This window comes from Jeotgalibacillus marinus, assembly GCF_040801915.1.
In the GTDB taxonomy this organism is placed as follows: Bacteria; Bacillota; Bacilli; order Bacillales; family Jeotgalibacillaceae; genus Jeotgalibacillus; species Jeotgalibacillus marinus.
This window is the reverse complement of record NZ_JBFMIA010000016.1, coordinates 35,028-52,385: the sequence shown is the minus strand read 5'-3', so window position 1 is coordinate 52,385 and position 17,358 is coordinate 35,028. Positions and strand designations below refer to the sequence as shown.

18 protein-coding genes are annotated in these 17,358 nt (G+C 39.4%); 11 read left to right on the top strand and 7 right to left on the bottom strand.

Annotated elements, in window-relative coordinates; genetic code table 11:
• Positions 1–674: 674 nt before the first annotated feature.
• Positions 675–1,586 (bottom strand): 1,4-dihydroxy-2-naphthoate polyprenyltransferase, encoded by a 912-nt coding sequence (locus tag AB1471_RS13725; protein WP_367780337.1) that lies wholly within the window; start codon positions 1,584–1,586, stop codon positions 675–677.
• A gap of 305 nt (positions 1,587–1,891) precedes the next feature.
• On the opposite strand from AB1471_RS13725, the gene AB1471_RS13720 reads away from it, so the two are divergent.
• From AB1471_RS13720 to menC, 6 genes are all read left to right on the top strand, one after another.
• Positions 1,892–3,295: an isochorismate synthase gene (locus AB1471_RS13720; protein WP_367780336.1), complete on the top strand. Its 1,404-nt coding sequence runs from the start codon at positions 1,892–1,894 to the stop codon at positions 3,293–3,295.
• On the top strand, positions 3,292–5,028 hold the full coding sequence (gene menD / locus AB1471_RS13715; RefSeq protein ID WP_367780335.1) for a 2-succinyl-5-enolpyruvyl-6-hydroxy-3-cyclohexene-1-carboxylic-acid synthase: 1,737 nt from the start codon (positions 3,292–3,294) through the stop codon (positions 5,026–5,028). Before AB1471_RS13720 ends, menD begins: the two co-directional genes overlap by 4 nt.
• Positions 5,025–5,834: a 2-succinyl-6-hydroxy-2,4-cyclohexadiene-1-carboxylate synthase gene (menH, locus tag AB1471_RS13710; RefSeq protein WP_367780334.1), complete on the top strand. Its 810-nt coding sequence runs from the start codon at positions 5,025–5,027 to the stop codon at positions 5,832–5,834. The genes menD and menH overlap by 4 nt, the downstream gene beginning before the upstream one ends.
• Before the next feature lie 30 nt (positions 5,835–5,864).
• Positions 5,865–6,683 (top strand): 1,4-dihydroxy-2-naphthoyl-CoA synthase, encoded by an 819-nt coding sequence (menB, locus tag AB1471_RS13705; RefSeq protein ID WP_367780333.1) that lies wholly within the window; start codon positions 5,865–5,867, stop codon positions 6,681–6,683.
• Positions 6,684–6,793: 110 nt separating this feature from the next.
• A complete protein-coding gene (locus tag AB1471_RS13700) occupies positions 6,794–8,260 on the top strand; it encodes an o-succinylbenzoate--CoA ligase (RefSeq protein ID WP_367780339.1) in 1,467 nt (488 codons plus the stop codon).
• Entirely contained in the window at positions 8,247–9,350 is a 1,104-nt protein-coding gene (gene menC / locus AB1471_RS13695; RefSeq protein WP_367780332.1) for an o-succinylbenzoate synthase, read from the top strand. The genes AB1471_RS13700 and menC overlap by 14 nt, the downstream gene beginning before the upstream one ends.
• 81 nt (positions 9,351–9,431) lie before the next feature.
• Here the strand turns inward: menC and AB1471_RS13690 are convergent, their stop codons facing one another.
• The 3 genes from AB1471_RS13690 to ytzI form a co-directional block, all read right to left on the bottom strand.
• Complete coding sequence (locus tag AB1471_RS13690; protein WP_367780331.1) at positions 9,432–10,403, bottom strand: metal ABC transporter solute-binding protein, Zn/Mn family; 972 nt, start codon at positions 10,401–10,403, stop codon at positions 9,432–9,434.
• Positions 10,404–10,504: 101 nt separating this feature from the next.
• On the bottom strand, positions 10,505–10,744 hold the full coding sequence (yidD, locus tag AB1471_RS13685) for a membrane protein insertion efficiency factor YidD (protein ID WP_367780330.1): 240 nt from the start codon (positions 10,742–10,744) through the stop codon (positions 10,505–10,507).
• A 19-nt stretch (positions 10,745–10,763) separates the two neighbouring features.
• Positions 10,764–10,925 carry a YtzI protein gene (ytzI, locus tag AB1471_RS13680; protein WP_367780329.1) on the bottom strand — a complete coding sequence of 54 codons (162 nt, stop codon included), beginning with the start codon at positions 10,923–10,925 and terminating at the stop codon, positions 10,764–10,766.
• Positions 10,926–11,086: 161 nt separating this feature from the next.
• Here ytzI and AB1471_RS13675 point away from each other — a divergent pair, with 161 nt between their 5' ends.
• Both AB1471_RS13675 and AB1471_RS13670 read left to right on the top strand, forming a co-directional pair.
• The gene (locus AB1471_RS13675; protein ID WP_367780328.1) at positions 11,087–11,530 is read left to right on the top strand and encodes a Dps family protein; all 444 of its coding nucleotides are present in this window, start codon (positions 11,087–11,089) and stop codon (positions 11,528–11,530) included.
• Positions 11,531–11,780: 250 nt separating this feature from the next.
• Positions 11,781–11,942: a hypothetical protein gene (locus tag AB1471_RS13670; protein ID WP_367780327.1), complete on the top strand. Its 162-nt coding sequence runs from the start codon at positions 11,781–11,783 to the stop codon at positions 11,940–11,942.
• Positions 11,943–12,045: 103 nt separating this feature from the next.
• Here AB1471_RS13670 and AB1471_RS13665 read toward each other — a convergent pair whose 3' ends face one another.
• Positions 12,046–12,291 (bottom strand): DUF6154 family protein, encoded by a 246-nt coding sequence (locus AB1471_RS13665; RefSeq protein WP_367780326.1) that lies wholly within the window; start codon positions 12,289–12,291, stop codon positions 12,046–12,048.
• A 138-nt stretch (positions 12,292–12,429) separates the two neighbouring features.
• Between AB1471_RS13665 and AB1471_RS13660 the strand changes: the two genes are divergently transcribed.
• Positions 12,430–12,810 (top strand): hydrolase, encoded by a 381-nt coding sequence (locus AB1471_RS13660; protein ID WP_367780325.1) that lies wholly within the window; start codon positions 12,430–12,432, stop codon positions 12,808–12,810.
• A gap of 120 nt (positions 12,811–12,930) precedes the next feature.
• Here the strand turns inward: AB1471_RS13660 and AB1471_RS13655 are convergent, their stop codons facing one another.
• Entirely contained in the window at positions 12,931–14,556 is a 1,626-nt protein-coding gene (locus tag AB1471_RS13655; RefSeq protein WP_367780324.1) for an L-lactate permease, read from the bottom strand.
• A 45-nt stretch (positions 14,557–14,601) separates the two neighbouring features.
• Positions 14,602–15,555, bottom strand: coding sequence for an L-lactate dehydrogenase (locus AB1471_RS13650; RefSeq protein WP_367780323.1), 954 nt, complete (start codon positions 15,553–15,555; stop codon positions 14,602–14,604).
• Positions 15,556–16,082: 527 nt separating this feature from the next.
• Between AB1471_RS13650 and ytkD the strand changes: the two genes are divergently transcribed.
• Positions 16,083–16,562 (top strand): RNA deprotection pyrophosphohydrolase, encoded by a 480-nt coding sequence (gene ytkD, locus AB1471_RS13645; protein WP_367780322.1) that lies wholly within the window; start codon positions 16,083–16,085, stop codon positions 16,560–16,562.
• 2 nt (positions 16,563–16,564) lie between these two features.
• On the top strand, positions 16,565–17,356 hold the full coding sequence (locus AB1471_RS13640) for an alpha/beta hydrolase family protein (protein WP_367780321.1): 792 nt from the start codon (positions 16,565–16,567) through the stop codon (positions 17,354–17,356).
• The last annotated feature ends 2 nt before the right edge of the window (positions 17,357–17,358 follow it).

Below are 17,358 nucleotides of genomic sequence, written 5' to 3'. Positions count from 1 at the left end.
TTAAGACACCGCCCTTTCACGGCGGTAACACGGGTTCGAATCCCGTACGGGTCATTAAAAAACACGTTCTTTTAATAGAACGTGTTTTTCTTTATGCTTAAATGGCGATTATCACCATAGAGCCTGTTCCTAATTCGTCAATTCTAAACGCCGCCATTGCCACTGCTACTAAAAGCAATAAAACTATAATCAAGAGTGATAAGAAAAAGTACATACGAAAATAATTTTCGTGCGTGAGAATTCCGGATCGAGATGTGACAACCCTCAAACTTTAACGTGGGGCATACGAGAAATTCTGACCAATTGTAAGAATAACCTCCGATGAAGTACGATAATCCTCTGACATTTTTATTTTCACCTAATACCTTATCTTCAGAATAGACTTCTGTCTTTCGATGCGTTGCGACTGTGTATGATATGATTTGTGTCCTCGTACATATCATCATAATCGTACTTCACCGCCGATCATATCTGATGGTGTTTCAGGAGTGCTTAGCACGATCGAATAGGTATGTTATGGAGGTTGATGGCCGCGTTGTGAATTTGTTTAGCTATTCATTGACTTATATGGCACTCCTTCGGATCATTCGATTTTATATGTATTGTTTCCTCAAAAGAAAAATCTTGCGAAGTGCAAAAATAAAGACCCGTTCGATGTGAACGAGTCGTGTGAGTTAGTAAAAATAATCAATTAGGAAACCGATTGAAAGTAAAAATCCGAAAATTGTATTGGTTTGTGCAGTTGCTTTCATCGCTGGCATCATTTGGATTGGCATTGTTTTTCCGATAAATCCGGTTGTTGCTTTGACGGCTTTGGGAATGCTAAGGAAGGTGATGAGTAACCAAGGAGATACAAGTCCTGCTATCACTAGCGCAACAACAATACCATAAGCAACAATAAACATGGCTGCTAAAAAGTAAATTGCATTTTTTCGTCCTAATAAGATAGCTATGGTTTTCCGACCGTTTTCTTTATCACCATCGAGGTCCCGAATATTATTTGCCAATAAGATTGCACCAACCAAAATTGAAACTGGGATAGAAACAAGCATTACGGTTGTGTCAATTGTTCCTGTTTGAATATAGAAGGAAATTAAAATAATAACAAATCCCATAAAAAATCCAGCTGTGATTTCACCAAATGGTGAGTAAGCAATTGGGAAGGGTCCGCCAGTGTAAAAATACGCTGCTGCCATGCAGACCAGTCCGATTACCGCAATCCACCATGAGCTATTGGCACAAATATAAATGCCAAGTAATAGAGCAATACCGAAAAGGATGAATGCAAGGGAAAGAACTGTCTTTGGCTTCACACCGTTACGAACGATGGCTCCACCAATTCCTACGGATTGTTCATTATCCAGTCCGCGAGTAAAGTCATAGTATTCATTGATCATGTTGGTGGCTGCTTGGATTAACATACTTGCAAGAAGCATGGCGAGAAAAAGTAGCCAATGAAATTGTGTATATTCAAGTGCTAAAACTGTTCCCAGAAGAACAGGTACGAACGCAGCTGTAAGAGTATGAGGACGTGTTAGATTCCACCAGATTCTCCAGCCTTTATCACTATCTGGCCGTGTATTCATGTCGTTCTCTCCTTAAATTAAATGTGTTAACGATTTGTGGCATTTTAGCCCAATCGTTAGTGTAGAAAATTCCGCTTGTACTGTCAATGGTAATTTACCCAATTCGACATGGAATTCTATCATTATTATATCTTTTTTTGAAAAGGTTTGAACATAGCTGTTTTAAGTAAATGAGAAATGATTTATGCTGAGCGGTTTTCAATAAGGATTTAGAAGTGATGATTCATTGACATTACTGTAAAAACAGGTGTATCTTTAAAGAAGTGAAAACTTGATCGTAACAGTGATTTCTGGGGGGAAACAGGGTGAGAATTTTACAAAAATCTCATGGATATACGGCATTTGAACAAGCATTTAAGAAAGCCCATCAATCCAAGAGGGAAGTACTATTTAGCATGGTAACACCAATTGAGGCGATGGACCCCCTTCAATTTTATGAGGCGGGGTATCAGCTGTATCAAGGCGAACGCTCTTTTTGGCAGGACCGGAATGGTGATTTTGCTCTTGTTGGTATTGGCAATGCCCAAACTTTCACATCAAATCAACAAGATAATCGTTTTAAAGCGATAAAGAATCAATGGACTCGATTTTTGGAGTCTGCTGTCTATGTTGGTGATCATAAATTAGGGACAGGCCCTCTTGTCATGGGCGGGTATTCATTTGACCCTAGACAAGAAGCAGAGCTTGAGTGGACTAACTTTTCAAATGGTTACTTTCATTTGCCATCGTTTATGCTGACAAATGATCAAGAGGGGAACAGCTTTTTGACAATGAACATCGTTTGTTCAAAAGACGATCAGTCCAAAAAAATCTGGGACCGTATGCAATCAAAGAAAGATGAGCTAGTCACCTCGATTGATCTAGAAATGAAAGATGTTAAAGTGACTCTAACAACTGAGATTGAACCGATTAAGTGGAAAAACACGTTGACGTCAGTTGTTGATCGATTGAAAAAGGGTGAGATGGAAAAGGTTGTCCTAGCTCGCAAAATTAAAGTAGATTTTGATGGAAAGAAGCGTTCAGACACGGTGCTTGAGCGATTACGTGATGACCAAAAAGATAGCTTTATTTTTTCACTTGAAGTGTTGGATAGCTGTTTTATTGGGGCAACTCCTGAACGGTTAGTAAAAAAATCAAATGAATCGATTTTATCAACATGTCTTGCTGGTTCGATTGGTCGGGGCGAAACGATTACAAACGATCAACAGTTAGGTAAAATACTACTTAATGATAAAAAAAACCTACATGAGCATGATTTAGTTGTAAAAATGATTTCACAAAATCTCACCGTTTTATGTGAAGAGGTTCACGTTCCAGCTGAACCTATATTAATGAAAACACGAGATATTCAACATTTGTACACACCTGTTAAAGGAATTGCGGAAAAGGGAATGTCCATTAACGATTTTGTTGAGAGCTTACATCCAACGCCAGCACTCGGTGGTACACCAACAAAGCTCGCGATGAATGTTATTCGAGAGGAAGAGCGGATGAATCGTGGCTTTTATGCAGCGCCAGTAGGGTGGATGGATGCACAGGGAAATGGTGAATTTGCCGTGGCTATTCGCTCTGGTTTGCTTCATGATCAACATGCTTATTTATATGCAGGGTGTGGTATTGTGAGCGATTCAAATGCTGAAAAGGAGTATCAGGAAACGTTGATTAAATTCCGTCCGATGCTACGTGCAGTAGGAGGAACAATGCAATGAACCATCAGCAATCTTTGACCACATTTGTGGGAACATTTATACAGCAATTGATTGATGGAGGGGTGACCAAGGCTGTGATTAGTCCTGGTTCAAGGTCTACTCCTCTCGCTTATTTACTACAAGACCACCCTCTAATCGATTGTCACATTAATGTGGATGAGCGGTCAGCGGCTTTTTATGCACTAGGGATGGCAAAAAAAATTGGAGACCCTGTTGTGCTCGTTTGTACTTCTGGAACGGCAGCTGCAAATTATTTTCCAGCAATTGTAGAAGCGCGTTATGCACGTGTACCGCTGATCGTTTTGACGGCTGATCGACCACACGAGCTTCGTAGTGTGGGAGCTCCACAAGCGATTGATCAAATTCATTTATTTGGTAATCATGTGAAATGGTTCGCGGACATGACACTTCCTGAGGATACGAAGGGAGTTCTTCAGCATGTAACAAGAACAGCAGCACGCGCGATCGCAAAATCGATGGAATCACCATGTGGACCGGTTCATCTGAATTTTCCATTCCGTGAACCGCTTGTGCCGTTGTTAGATCAACACACTGCTTATAGCACAAAACCTATTAGGGTTTATACAGGGACTAAGATACTAAGGGAAGATGATATTCAAGCGTTAACCAATCGTGTAAATCAAGTTGACGAGGGGTTAATCGTCGTTGGACCTATGGCGTCAAATGAAGCATCAGAAGCGATTATTCGTTTGGCGAATAAGACAGGTTTCCCTGTTCTTACTGACCCATTAAGTCATTTACGTAAAGAACTTGCTCAAGAACGAGTGTTGATTGAAGGCTATGATGCCTTTTTAAAAAGCGATAAAGTACGCCAAGCAGTTCAGCCAGAGCTTGTGATTCGGTTTGGCGGGGCACCTGTTTCAAAGACTTTGATGCAGTTTCTTTCATCACTAAAGTCAAGCGATCAGTGGCTCATCGACCAAGGAACGGAATGGCGTGACCCGAACTCAAACATGACAGATTATATTGATTGTAATGAACACGTGTTGATTGAATCGATGCTTCCTTATTTAGAAGAAAAATCAAATAGAAAATGGTTGACTTTTTGGCAACAAATTAATGAAGCAACTGTTGACCAAATAGCTCTGCATACAGAACAAATACACGATGAAGGAACGGCTGTTGGACGGATTTTGAACACGTTTCCTCCTAATAGTCATGTGGTTGTCGGGAATAGTATGCCGATTCGTGATGTAGATACGTTTTGGACACGCTCATCAAATCCATTGACGGTATGGGCCAATCGAGGTGTGAATGGGATTGATGGAGTTGTGTCAACTGCATTAGGTATTTCATCAGTAACGACTGAACCTGTTTATTTATTAATTGGTGATTTGTCGATGTTTCATGATCTAAATGGGTTGCTCGTTACAAAGCAACACCCGAATCATTTAAATATCATTATCCTCAATAATAATGGTGGAGGGATTTTTTCTTATCTTCCACAAGGTTCACAGCCGAGACATTTTGAAACACTTTTTGGTACACCACCTACCCTTGATTTTAAGCATGCTGCAGCTTTATATGAAATGCCATATAAACAGATTCAATTGACTAACCATGTTGGCAGAGAAATTCAAGCGCTCTCTTCAACTAGCGGAGTTACGATCGCAGAAGTGATGACAAATCGCCAAGACAATGTCCAAGCGCATCGTCAGTTGTGGGATAAGGTTCGTGAAACGGTTGAAAAAATTGTGGAGCAAAGAGGATGATCAAATCCATTCGTGGGGCACATTATTATGTAGAGGTGAAAGGTAGTGGGCAGCCAATCTTGTTTCTGCACGGCTTTACCGGGGACACGACGACTTGGCATGAAACGATAGACCTGTTAGCTAAACGAGGTCAATGTATTGCGGTTGATTTACCTGGACATGGGAAAACAGAAATGACAGAAGATCCTACGCGTTTTTATATCGAAGAAACATGCAGGGATTTAGATAAAATTTTAGATAAGCTAGATGTGGATAAAAGTCATGTTGTTGGCTATTCTATGGGGGGACGCGTGGCCTTGTCATTTAGTTTCATGTATCCTGAACGAGTGAGCAAACTTGTTCTTGAAAGTGCTTCACCAGGAATTAAACAAGAAGATGAGCGTGAGCAAAGGCGTAAAAGTGATGAAGATCTTGCACAATTTATCGAGTGTGAAGGGATTGAAGCATTCGTTGATAAATGGGAGAGTATCCCTCTTTTTGCAACGCAGAAACGTATGTCTTCTGCAATCCAGGGAAAAATCAGAAACCAACGACTACAAAATGATCCAGTAGGACTTGCCACAAGTTTGCGTAGAATTGGAACTGGAAAACAACCATCTTGGTGGGATTTCTTAATTGATTTACATTGTGAAACGCTGTTGGTCGTTGGAGAAGAAGACCTCAAATTTCGTAACATAGCTGACGAAATGAAAAAAAGAATTCCTTTTGCGAAAAAAGTCGTCATTCCAAGTGCTGGGCATGCAATTCATGTGGAACAACAGCAAAAGTTTGGTACAATGTTAATGGAGTTTTTATTTGAAGGTTAATAGCCAAATACATAAAAGGGGGTTTCTTTCATGACTCGAGAGTGGGTACAGGAACGAAACTATGAAGATATTTTATATGAAACGTATAATGGAATTGCAAAAATCTCCATTAACCGTCCCGAAGTGCGCAACGCATTTCGTCCGAAGACCGTGATGGAATTGATTAACGCATTTGCTTTTGCACGTGACGATTCAAGCATTGGTGTCATCGTGCTTGCTGGAGTGGGTGAAAAAGCATTTTGTTCAGGTGGAGACCAAAGTGTTCGCGGACACGGTGGATATGTTGGAGAAGACGAAATTCCTCGCCTGAATGTGTTGGATCTTCAGCGTTTAATTCGCGTGATTCCAAAACCGGTTATTGCAATGGTATCAGGTTACGCAATTGGTGGCGGTCACGTTCTTCACGTTGTATGTGATTTGACGATTGCTGCTGACAACGCGATTTTCGGTCAAACTGGGCCAAATGTTGGTTCATTTGATGCTGGTTATGGATCTGGTTATTTAGCACGTATTATCGGACACAAGAAAGCAAGAGAAATTTGGTTCCTATGCCGTCAATACGATGCACAGGAAGCGCTTGATATGGGACTTGTAAATACTGTTGTTCCTTTAGCTGAACTTGAAGATGAAACCGTTAAGTGGTGTGAGGAAATGCTTGAGAAGAGCCCGACTGCACTTCGCTTTATCAAAGCAGCAATGAATGCTGATACAGACGGTCTTGCTGGTCTTCAGCAGTTTGCTGGTGATGCAACACTTCTTTATTACACAACAGATGAAGCAAAAGAAGGTCGCGACTCATTTAAAGAAAAACGTAAACCAGACTTTGGTCAATTCCCACGTTTTCCTTAATACAAACGTTAACAAGCCTGTGGGGGGAACTCACGGGCTCTTTTTTATCTTTTAGAAAATGAAATGAATTTCCTAAATCTGATTCTGGGGGAGTGAATAAATTGAATCCAATGAGTCACTGGCTATCTAAACGAGCATCGCTCACACCAAATCGAATGGCTATAACTTTTCAAGAGTCTACATGGACATTCTCTGAGTTGCTTGAGACTACAACTTTAATAGCGAAAAAGATACAATCACTCTCTCTGACAAATGAGCCAGTCGCGTTGTTAATTCGTAACACAGCAAAAGGTATTGTGCTCATCCATGCTTTGCAACAGCTAGGGTTATCTGCTGTTATGCTCAATCCCCGCTTACGATCAAATGAATGGGAATTTCAATTAAAAGACAGCAGCGCACAGTTGTTGATTGTGGATGACCAGTTTGAAGAAGTGATTCGAGAATTTGAGGATAAATTGAGTGTATTAAGTATCGCTCAAGTCGAGCAACTTGATTCATCCAATGAACCTCTCATTGAACATGAACGCGACGTTTGTTCGATCATGTACACATCAGGCACAACTGGTCAGCCTAAAGGTGTTCTGCAATCCTATGAAAATCATTTTGCAAGTGCGGTTGGTTCAGCATTAAATGTGGGGTTAAATGTGGAGGATACGTGGCTATGTGCCGTTCCTTTATTTCATATTAGTGGGTATTCGATTTTAATGAGAAGTGTGATTTATGGGAATGGCGTGCGTTTATATGAAAAGTTTGATGAAGAAGTCGTGCATCAGGATCTTGTAGAAGGCAGAGCAACCATGATTTCGGTCGTTTCGACAATGTTAACGCGCTTACTAAACATTCGTGGTGATGCTTGTTATCATGAACGTTTTCGCTGCATGCTTTTAGGCGGTGGACCGGCTGCATCTCATGTTGTAGAAGAATGTTTTGAGGCGGGAATTCCCGTATTTCAAACGTATGGCATGACGGAAACTTCCTCCCAATTTGCTACACTTGCACCAGAAGATAGCGGGAGAAAAATTGGTTCATCAGGCAAACCACTTTTTATGAATGATATTCAAATCTTAAATTCTCACCATGAACGTTGTGAGTCCAATATAAGCGGAGAAATTGTTGTACAGGGACCAAACGTGACGTGTGGCTATATTAATCGAAGAGAGGCAAACCGTGACGCTTTTAAAAATGGATGGTTTTATACTGGAGACATCGGTTATTTAGATGAAGAAGGCTTTTTATATGTGTTAGATAGACGTTCGGATTTAATTATTTCTGGAGGGGAAAATATTTATCCAGCTGAAATTGAATCGGTTCTTACTTCTCATCATGCGATTTTAGAAGCAGCCGTTGTCGGGAAAAAGGATGACCAATGGGGGGAAGTCCCTGTTGCATTCGCTGTCCAACAAGCGGGTGAGACGTTAGCTGAAAACGATTTGATTGCATATTGCAAAGAACAATTGGCAAGCTATAAAGTGCCTGTATGTGTTTATTTCATCGAACAACTACCTCGCAATGCATCAAATAAATTATTGAGACGTGAGTTAAAACAAAAGGTGGCTGAGCAGTATGAAGATCACTAAAATCGATTTACATATTATCGAAATGAAGCTGAAAACACCATTTGTCACGAGTTTAGGAAAAGTAACGAATCGTCGTGGAATCATTGTAGAAATTCACGATGAAACAAGAGCAACAGGGTTAGGTGAAGCAGTCGCTTTCTCAACCCCATGGTATACGGAGGAAACGGTGGAGACATGCTTTCATATCATTAAAGACGTACTTGCTCCGCTCGTTTTAAATCGGTCCTTTGAACACCCTGAGGAACTGTTTGATAGGATGAAAACAGTGAGAAAAAACCCAATGGCTAAAGCTTCAATTGATATGGCTGTTTGGGATTTGTATGCAAAATTGCTTGGACAACCTCTACACAAATTAATTGGGGGGACGCGTGAGAACGTGTTGGCTGGTGTTGTAATTGGTGCACATTCCATAAGAGAAATGCTCCAACAAATTGAACGAGCAAGGCAAGACGGATACAATCGAGTCAAAATAAAAATTGGTCCTGGAAAAGATGAGAAATGGATTCGGGTTATTCAAGAATCATATCCAGATATGGACATTTTAGCTGATGCCAATTCGTCTTATACTCAAAATGAAGAACTTTTGCTAAAGCTTGATGACCTTGGGTTACAAATGATTGAGCAACCACTCAGTCAAGACGATCTGGTGGATCACGCCGCACTTCAAAAAAAAATGAAGACTCCCATTTGTTTAGATGAAAGCATCACTTCATTGCATGCAGCCAAGAGTGCCATTCTGTTAAACAGTTGCAAGATGATCAATATCAAAATCGGTCGTGTAGGTGGACTGACGGAAGCTATTCGTATTCATAATTTGTGTCAGGAGCATGGGATTCAAGTGTGGTGCGGTGGCATGCTGGAGTTTGGTGTATCGCGCGCGCATAACGTGGCACTTGCGACACTCCCGGGGTTTTCAATTCCTGGAGACATATCCTCTTCATCACGCTACTGGGAAGAGGATATAACAAGTACAGATATCATCGTTAAAGACGGCACAATCTTTCCGTTTAAAGGAGTAGGAATTGGCGTAGAGTTAAATAGGGAACGGTTGAAGCAAGTGAGAATTCACCACGAAATAATATACAAATAAATAGATAAGAGGACCATTTATAACAAAACAACCAAAATGAGAATAGTAACTCACTTTGGTTGTTTTTTTGAAAACCATCCATTAATGCAGCTCATTCACTTGCAAAGCAGTTTTCAGTGTTTCAATATTTTGTTCCATTAGAGAAAAATAATCGTTATTATTGTCAATATCTTCTGGAGTTAAAACAGATAAATTATGCAATTCAAGTGCATCTGCACCAATTTCTTTTTGGATAACTTCTGTTAAATTTGAAGAAACGTTTTGTTCAAAAAGGATATGTTTGATGTTATTGTCTTTTGCGATTTTAATGAGTGATGTTAACTCACGTTGAGAAGGTTCTTCTGAAGTAGATATTCCTGCAATGGCTAATTGCTCAAAGCCATAACGACTTTCCCAATAGCTATAAGCTGCGTGAGAAACAAATAGTTGGTTGACTTGCGCTTCTTCTGCAAGATTTTTGAATTCATGATCGAGCTCATCTAGTTGGGCAACAAGTTCTTCATAGTTTTCTGTAAAATAAGCTTCTTGGTTTGGCATGGCTTCAATCAATGAATTTTTGATTGATAAGGCTAACGATTGTGATAGGACGGGATCAAGCCAAACATGGGGATCTACATCCCCATGGTCATGTCCTTCATGCCCACTCTCACTGTCCTCTTCCTCGTCATCATCATTGTTTCCTTCTAGCTGCCCATCAGTGATGGAATCAGCAGCCGCTTTCATTACTAGATCCTGACTCTCCAAAACGTCTATTGCCCTGTCAACAAAACCCTCTAGTCCAAGACCAATATAGAAAAATAAATCTGCTTCAGCTAGTTTGATCATGTCTTGTTGAGAGGGTTCAAACGTATGTTCATCAGCACCTGGAGGATAAATCGTTTCCACATTTACATATTCACGACCAATTTTTTCAGCAAAGTCTTGAAGCGGATAAACTGTCGTATAGACTTCTAATGAATCACTGTCCTTTTCTACTGATGGATTATCCGTATTACACGCTGTAAGTACCCAGACAAATGATGCGAGTAGCATTGCGTAAACTGTTTTTTTCAATCAGATCACCTCTTCTAAAATGTTAAATAGTAATAATTACGATTTATAAAACAACACGGCATAATATACTATGAATTTTAAAATAATGCAAGAAAAAACCATCAAGAATTTTTTTCTCTTGATGGCCAATTTTCTGGCACTATATCGACTCCACCTGGATGGAAGGGATGACATTTTAATACTCGTCTGATGGTCAAAAATCCACCTCGAAAGGCACCATGCTTTTGAATCGCTTCTAATCCATAATGAGAACAAGTCGGATAAAAGCGGCAACTTGGAGGGGTTAATGGCGATATAATCTTTTGATAAAAACGGATAATTAGCAATATCACTTGTTTCAATGAAAACACCCCTAGTTAATTACTCGGTTTGATTCTTATCTTGTGGAAGGTCTTCCTTGGCTTTAGGTATTGGATCCACTTTGTGCTCATATTTATAAGCAGAGTTCGTCGTGATGATAGTACTACCGATAACAATGATGATAATGATCATTGAAACGATCATAACAGTCGTAAATGACATAGGTATACTCCTCCTTGAACTTTATGATACCATTGAATAGATAGATTTTGTTCCTCTATGATTTAGGATAGCTATTCTTTTTTGGGAGAAGCTAAAGTTGTTTAATTACAGCAATATTTAGCGAACAACATTCATACGATAAACCACTAGGAGGATGACACATGTCTAAAGAAAATTTAGTTAAAAACGTTAACCAACAAATTGCAAGTTGGACTGTCCTGTATACAAAATTACATAATTATCACTGGTTTGTAAAGGGTTATCAATTCTTTACATTACATGAAAAATTTGAAGAACTATACAATGAAGCGAGCGTTCACATTGATGAGCTCGCAGAACGCTTACTTGCTCTTGGAGAAGAACCTGTAGCGACGCTTAAAGAATCACTGGTATTATCGCTGGTCGGGGAAGCAACTGGTAAAGAATCAGCTGATCAGATGGTTGAAACTATTTATAATGATTTCCAAACGCTAATGAAAGAATTGAAAAAAGGAATGGACTTCGCAGACAAAATCAATGATGAAATGACAGGAGATATGCTTATTTCTATACACCAAGGCTTAGAGAAACATGCTTGGATGCTTCGTTCATTCTTAGGTAAATAATTTACTCGTTAACAGGCCTACCTTGTAGGTCTGTTATTTTATGTGAATTGTATTTTGGGTCGAATAAATTTTTGATGGATCAAATTAAGTTCATCGTGGATCGAAATAAATTTCATACGTCGAAAATGGACTAGAATGAGTTCCCGTCCATCAAGTCCATCACTCAACTCCCTTAAATGAAAAACTCCATCTCAATTTTTTTCATTTGTTATAATCGGAAAAATAAGAGATATAAGTTTAATTATCAACAATGATGGAAAAACAAGTAGCTCAACTTCAACAAACAGTAAGTATTATGAATAGCGCATTATCTCAGCAGGCTGCTGGAGCGCTATCCATGTTGGAAAGTGTGTCACAAGCGTCTCTCCTGCTTCTTCCAGCTCCAGACCCACATAAAGGGTATAACGATTGATCTTCAAGCTTAAAAAAGGACAAGTACGCATCAGCGTCTTTGTCCTTTTTTAGCATTAATGTCTATTGTCATAAAGTGTTGGTCTAGATTTTTTTTGCTTGACTCAGTGATAGGTTGAGTAGCCTTCTTGTTGAACATTTGTCACTTTATTCATTTTTCCCTCGAGTGACTCAACGATGTACGATCGTATAAAATAGGCGAGTTCGTCATCAGACATGTCTTGTACCATCGAAAGAAGCTGTTTACGATCAAGCTGCTCCAAAATAGTGAACGCAATGATGTCGAAATCTTCTTGTGTTCCTCGTATTTTCCCTCGATACATTTCAAAAATTTCATCAATGAGTTTCAACAATCTCATCCCTTTCGCGACATGTTATGTAGATCAAAATTTATTTAAACTAACTATACCCTAATGAAACGTATTTAATCATTAAATATGCTTTGATGTGCAGATCAATGGACATACTTTAAAAAAGGAGGTAGGAATGTGGGAGAAGAAAAGAACACGTACTACATTTCAGTAGCTAGAGGCGAAATTTTGAGAAGCAGAACGGATTCACCTTATGAATTTGTCGTACATGCGACTGATGATGAAATCACCCAGCTGCGGTATTTGTTTGATGCAGCTGAAGAAGTTGGCTGGGATGGTTTTTTACGCGCACATGTTCCTTATGTGCAGTACCATGATGATGAACCCAATCACCAAAGCGATACATTGTTAAATCAAGTCTACGCATTTATTCAAGAAATAGGCGATGAAGAAGCGGTTAAGCATATTGATACGATGGGGATTATTGATTCTACGAAAGAACACCCATACTTATCGGTTGACGGGGATCAATCTCAAGAAGAACAAAACGAAACTTAAAACGAATAACATCCTCAATCCGGTTAAGGATTGAGGATGATTTGTTTGTAATATAATAAGATCACGTTAATTGTTAATAAGCCATTTTAACAGCAAGCGTTCTGTTAGGTTGGTTACAGTTTATAGCAATAATTTTGATAGCAGGAATGTCCAAAGGCAAATGATAGCTAATAAGACGACACTATATTTTAAAGTCATTTTAAAGAGGGTAGATTCTTGACCCGTCGCTTTAACAGCAGCTGTTGCTATTGCAATCGATTGGGGAGAAATTATTTTTGCCATGACCCCGCCTGCTGTGTTAGCTGCAAGTAGTATCGTTGAGTTCGTCCCGATCTGCGTCCCTGTCACGACTTGTAAGTGACCAAATAATGCGTTGTTACTAACGACTGAGCCAGTAATGAAGACACCAAGCCAGCCGAGAATAGGACTGACGAGAGGAAATAAATCACCCGTTTTCGCCAATGCAAGTCCTATAGTAGAACTAAGTCCGGCAAGATTAGCTATACTTGCAAAACCCATAACAAAGCTGATGGTCATAACAGGTATCCATAATTCCTTTGTTGTTTCTCTTAAAGAATTAAGACCTTGTTTTAATGTAATGGTCGAGCTAAACATTCCTGTCAGCATGACAGCAATTAGAATAGCTGTTCCAGTAGCAGAAACAAAATCTAATTTTAAAATCGCATCAAGAGCTGTTTCTGCCGGTGCAATAGGAGGTGCTTTTAAAACTTGCTGATGTAAAAATGGCGCTTTTACTAAGATGGTTGTTTTAAATAAAAGGCCACCTTCATCAAAAAGTGCTTTAAATGCAGGTAAACTCCAAACTGTAACCACAGCCGTTAAAATATAAAACGGAGACCATGCTTTCACAATCTCTTTCAAGCTATATTTTTTTGTTTCTGATCCTTCAGGAGAGCTATTTTCTCGGTAAGTGTTTTTAGGTTGCCATTTCCGTAAGAACAAGGCAAGTCCCGCTAAGCTAGCTAACGCTGCTAATATATTTGCAAGCTCTGGTCCTAGGACAAGGATGGTGAATAGTTGGACACCTGTGTATATCCCACTAACAAGGAACAATGCTGGTAAGGTTTCCTTAATTCCTTTAAGTCCATCAAGAATAAAGATCAACAGAAATGGTATCGTGAAAGAAATCATTGGAAGCGTAAATGCAAGTGTCCGTGATAGTTCAATCGCTTCTATATTCCCCATCTGTGCCCCCACAATGACCGGTATCCCAATCGCACCGAATGCTCCAGAAGAAGCATTCGCAATTAAACATAGTGCCGCTGCCTTCAACGGACGGAAGCCAAGCTCTACAAGTAATGCCGCACAAATCGCAATCGGAACACCAAACCCAGCTGCCCCTTCTAAAAAGGCGTTAAAGCAAAAGCCAATGAGTAAAAGCTGTAGTCGTTGATCGGGAGATATACCTGCTATACTGGCACGTATAACGGTGAATTTACCTGTTTTAACGGCAATTTTGTAAAGCCACACCGCCATAATTACGATATATCCAATTGGCCATAAGCCATTAAATATTCCAAGGACTGAGGCAGAAAAAGCTTTGGCAAACGGCATATCGAAAAACAGGACAGATACAAGAAAGCTAAAACAAAGGGTAAGAAGAGCGGCGAGAATGCCCTTCATTTTAAACATTGTTAAAGCTAAAAAGAAAAATACGATCGGAAGAACAGCAACTAGTGCACTTAAAATTTCATTACCGAACGGGTCATATTGTTGTAACCACATAAATAGTCTCTCCATTCTAAAAGTAGCATGCAAGAATTCTTCTTATTATTCTTTAAAGTGAGGAGCCAAAACATCTTTTAATACCTTGGCACTGTGTTTAAACTGTTTTTGTTCATGCTCATTGAGCGTTAATTCTATAACTTCCCTGATTCCGTTTCGATTCACAATAGCGGGAACGCCTATATAAACATTTTCTTCTTCGTACTGTCCGTCAAGGTACGTGCTTACAGTTAGGATGCTATTTTCATTATTTAAAATGGCTTTTGTTATTCGAGCGAGCCCCATGGCAATCCCATAATAAGTTGCTCCTTTTTTCTCGATAATATGGTAAGCTGCATCGCGAACGTTCACAAAGAGCTCATCTAAATCTTTCATCTGATAAGCTGAATTTCTTTCGATTAATTCAGTAACGGGCACTCCACCTATATCAGCTTGACTCCAAACCGGTAGCTCTGTATCACCATGTTCACCAATAATATGTGCATGAACGTTAGCTGGGGATACATCAAAGTACTCGCCGAGCAAAAAGCGAAAACGACCAGAATCAAGAATCGTACCACTACCAATTACTCGTTCTGTCGGTAGACCACTATATTTCCATGTAGCATAAGTCAAAATATCCACAGGGTTAGTTGCAACTAAGAACATCCCATCAAAGCCACTGGCCATAACCTGATCAACAAGCGACTTGAAAATCTTTAAATTCTTCTCGACAAGATCTAAGCGAGTTTCACCTGGTTTTTGGTTCGCGCCCGCGCAAATACACACGATAGCGGCATCTTTACAATCATCAAAATTTCCATACCATGTTTTCGTTGGATTAGGTGCAAACACTTTACCATGATTCAAATCCATGGCATCACCCATCGCTTTATTTTCATTTAGATCGATAATGACTAATTCTTCTGTAATCGATTGATTAAGTAACGCGAATGCATAACTGCTCCCTACAGATCCTGCCCCAATAAGTACTACACGATTGACGTTTCTTTGAATCATATCAATTCCTCCTTAGTTTGAGTAAGTGTATAAATATTGTGAAATAGTTCACAAATAAGTAAACAAATAAATAAAATTTTTTGTGCATCACTACAATTTTTAAAATATATTATTGTGAAATGTTTCACAAACATATTCTACTCCTGATTGTTGTTAATTGTAAAGTGTTTTTTTCTACAGTATCACTTTTTGTTATTTAAAGCGTTTTCCTCTCACTAGAATTGCCACAAGTTGAAATTTCATACTCATTTTTAGATCCGTTTGGCTTTTCCCAACGTACGATTTCACTCTTAGAAAAGCGATGATCATTTGGTACTCAAAACCTCCAAGAAGAGTGTTTTTTGAAAACTTCCCGGGTCGTGAATTCGTCCAGACTTTTCTCTTGAGGCATTCAGGGTTAAAATATAGTAAGAACCATCTTGCTGAAATGTAAAATCATCGACAAATTATCGTCATCCTTTAATCGCTTCTTAAAAAACGGTAAAAAAAATAAGTAGTTTTATTTCCTTCAAATAAGGAGGTGAAAAATGTACATATTTAAGGATTTTTTTAATAAAAAAGTAGAGCTATCATTTGATGATCAGCCTTTTTCTGAAAGCCCAAAACATGTCTGGATCATGACACGATATGAAAACAAATGGGTGATGACGAAGCATAAAAAAAGAGGGTTAGAGTTTCCTGGGGGGAAAGTTGAACAAGGTGAAACGGTCGAACAAGCTGCACGTCGAGAAGTAAGAGAGGAAGTCGGTGCAGAGATAAGCGATCTTTATTATATTGGGCAGTACAAGGTGGAAGGAAATCCTTCGATTATAAAATCTATTTTTTTCACTGAAGTAACTCATTTTATCGAACAAGATCATTATTTTGAAACGAATGGACCACATCTTCTAGAGGAAGATCTATTAGTTCACCGAAATGAAGATCAATTTAGTTTTATTATGAAAGATGATGTTGTTGTTCATGCGCATCTTTTTTGGGAAAAGCATTTGAAAGAAAGAGAGGTTTAACGATGAAAGATGGTGAAATTATTCAGCGTATTCCTTTTCCATCACCACACCCTGCTGTAGAATTATTTATACTAACATTATGGTCTGGCGGCTTAAAAGTGAAGGGATTGTTAGCCGAACCTATTGGCACAGAAGCAATGGACGGTTTCCTCTATTTAAGAGGGGGGATTAAGAGTGTGGGGATGGTTCGCTCTTCCCGTATTGCCCAATTTGCTGCACAAGGGTTTATCGTTTTCGCTCCGTACTACCGTGGAAATCGTGGGGGAGAGGGGAATGAAGATTTTGCTGGAGAAGATCGAAAGGATGCTTTTTCGGGTGTTGAAGTGCTAAAAAATCATCCTCTCGTCATTGCGGAACGCATTCATGTGTTTGGCTTTTCGCGAGGTGGTGTGATGGCCCTTCAAGTGGCTGTTGAGTATCCAACGATTGCATCGATCACGACATGGGGCGGTGTCTCTGATATAGTGTTAACGTATGAAGAGCGCAAAGATCTGCGACGCATGATGAAACGAGTGATTGGTGGTTCACCAATGAAACACCCAGAAGCTTATCGCTATCGAACGCCTCTTTATGAATTACAAAAAGTAAATGCACCCGTTTTAATTATCCATGGGGTAAAAGACGTGAATGTTTCAATTGAACACGCATACCGATTAAAAGAACGATTAAAACAATTAGACAAAAAATATGAAACGTGGTTTTTTGACGATTTTAATCATGTATTTCCACCTGACACTAATCGCCAAGTGGTTAGAGATCTTTGTCAGTGGATGAAACGTCAGCGAGAAGAATGAGC

What these genes read in the sequence shown, in the direction of transcription:
- AB1471_RS13650 (WP_367780323.1), bottom strand. Translation starts at nt 15,555, where the DNA reads ATGATTCAAAGAAACGTCAATCGTGTAGTACTTATTGGGGCAGGATCT.
- AB1471_RS13700 (WP_367780339.1), top strand. Translation starts at nt 6,794, where the DNA reads ATGAGTCACTGGCTATCTAAACGAGCATCGCTCACACCAAATCGAATG.
- menD (WP_367780335.1), top strand. Translation starts at nt 3,292, where the DNA reads ATGAACCATCAGCAATCTTTGACCACATTTGTGGGAACATTTATACAG.
- ytzI (WP_367780329.1), bottom strand. Translation starts at nt 10,925, where the DNA reads ATGTCATTTACGACTGTTATGATCGTTTCAATGATCATTATCATCATT.
- menB (WP_367780333.1), top strand. Translation starts at nt 5,865, where the DNA reads ATGACTCGAGAGTGGGTACAGGAACGAAACTATGAAGATATTTTATAT.
- AB1471_RS13675 (WP_367780328.1), top strand. Translation starts at nt 11,087, where the DNA reads ATGTCTAAAGAAAATTTAGTTAAAAACGTTAACCAACAAATTGCAAGT.
- ytkD (WP_367780322.1), top strand. Translation starts at nt 16,083, where the DNA reads ATGTACATATTTAAGGATTTTTTTAATAAAAAAGTAGAGCTATCATTT.
- AB1471_RS13725 (WP_367780337.1), bottom strand. Translation starts at nt 1,586, where the DNA reads ATGAATACACGGCCAGATAGTGATAAAGGCTGGAGAATCTGGTGGAAT.
- AB1471_RS13640 (WP_367780321.1), top strand. Translation starts at nt 16,565, where the DNA reads ATGAAAGATGGTGAAATTATTCAGCGTATTCCTTTTCCATCACCACAC.
- AB1471_RS13655 (WP_367780324.1), bottom strand. Translation starts at nt 14,556, where the DNA reads ATGTGGTTACAACAATATGACCCGTTCGGTAATGAAATTTTAAGTGCA.
- AB1471_RS13670 (WP_367780327.1), top strand. Translation starts at nt 11,781, where the DNA reads ATGATGGAAAAACAAGTAGCTCAACTTCAACAAACAGTAAGTATTATG.
- menH (WP_367780334.1), top strand. Translation starts at nt 5,025, where the DNA reads ATGATCAAATCCATTCGTGGGGCACATTATTATGTAGAGGTGAAAGGT.
- menC (WP_367780332.1), top strand. Translation starts at nt 8,247, where the DNA reads ATGAAGATCACTAAAATCGATTTACATATTATCGAAATGAAGCTGAAA.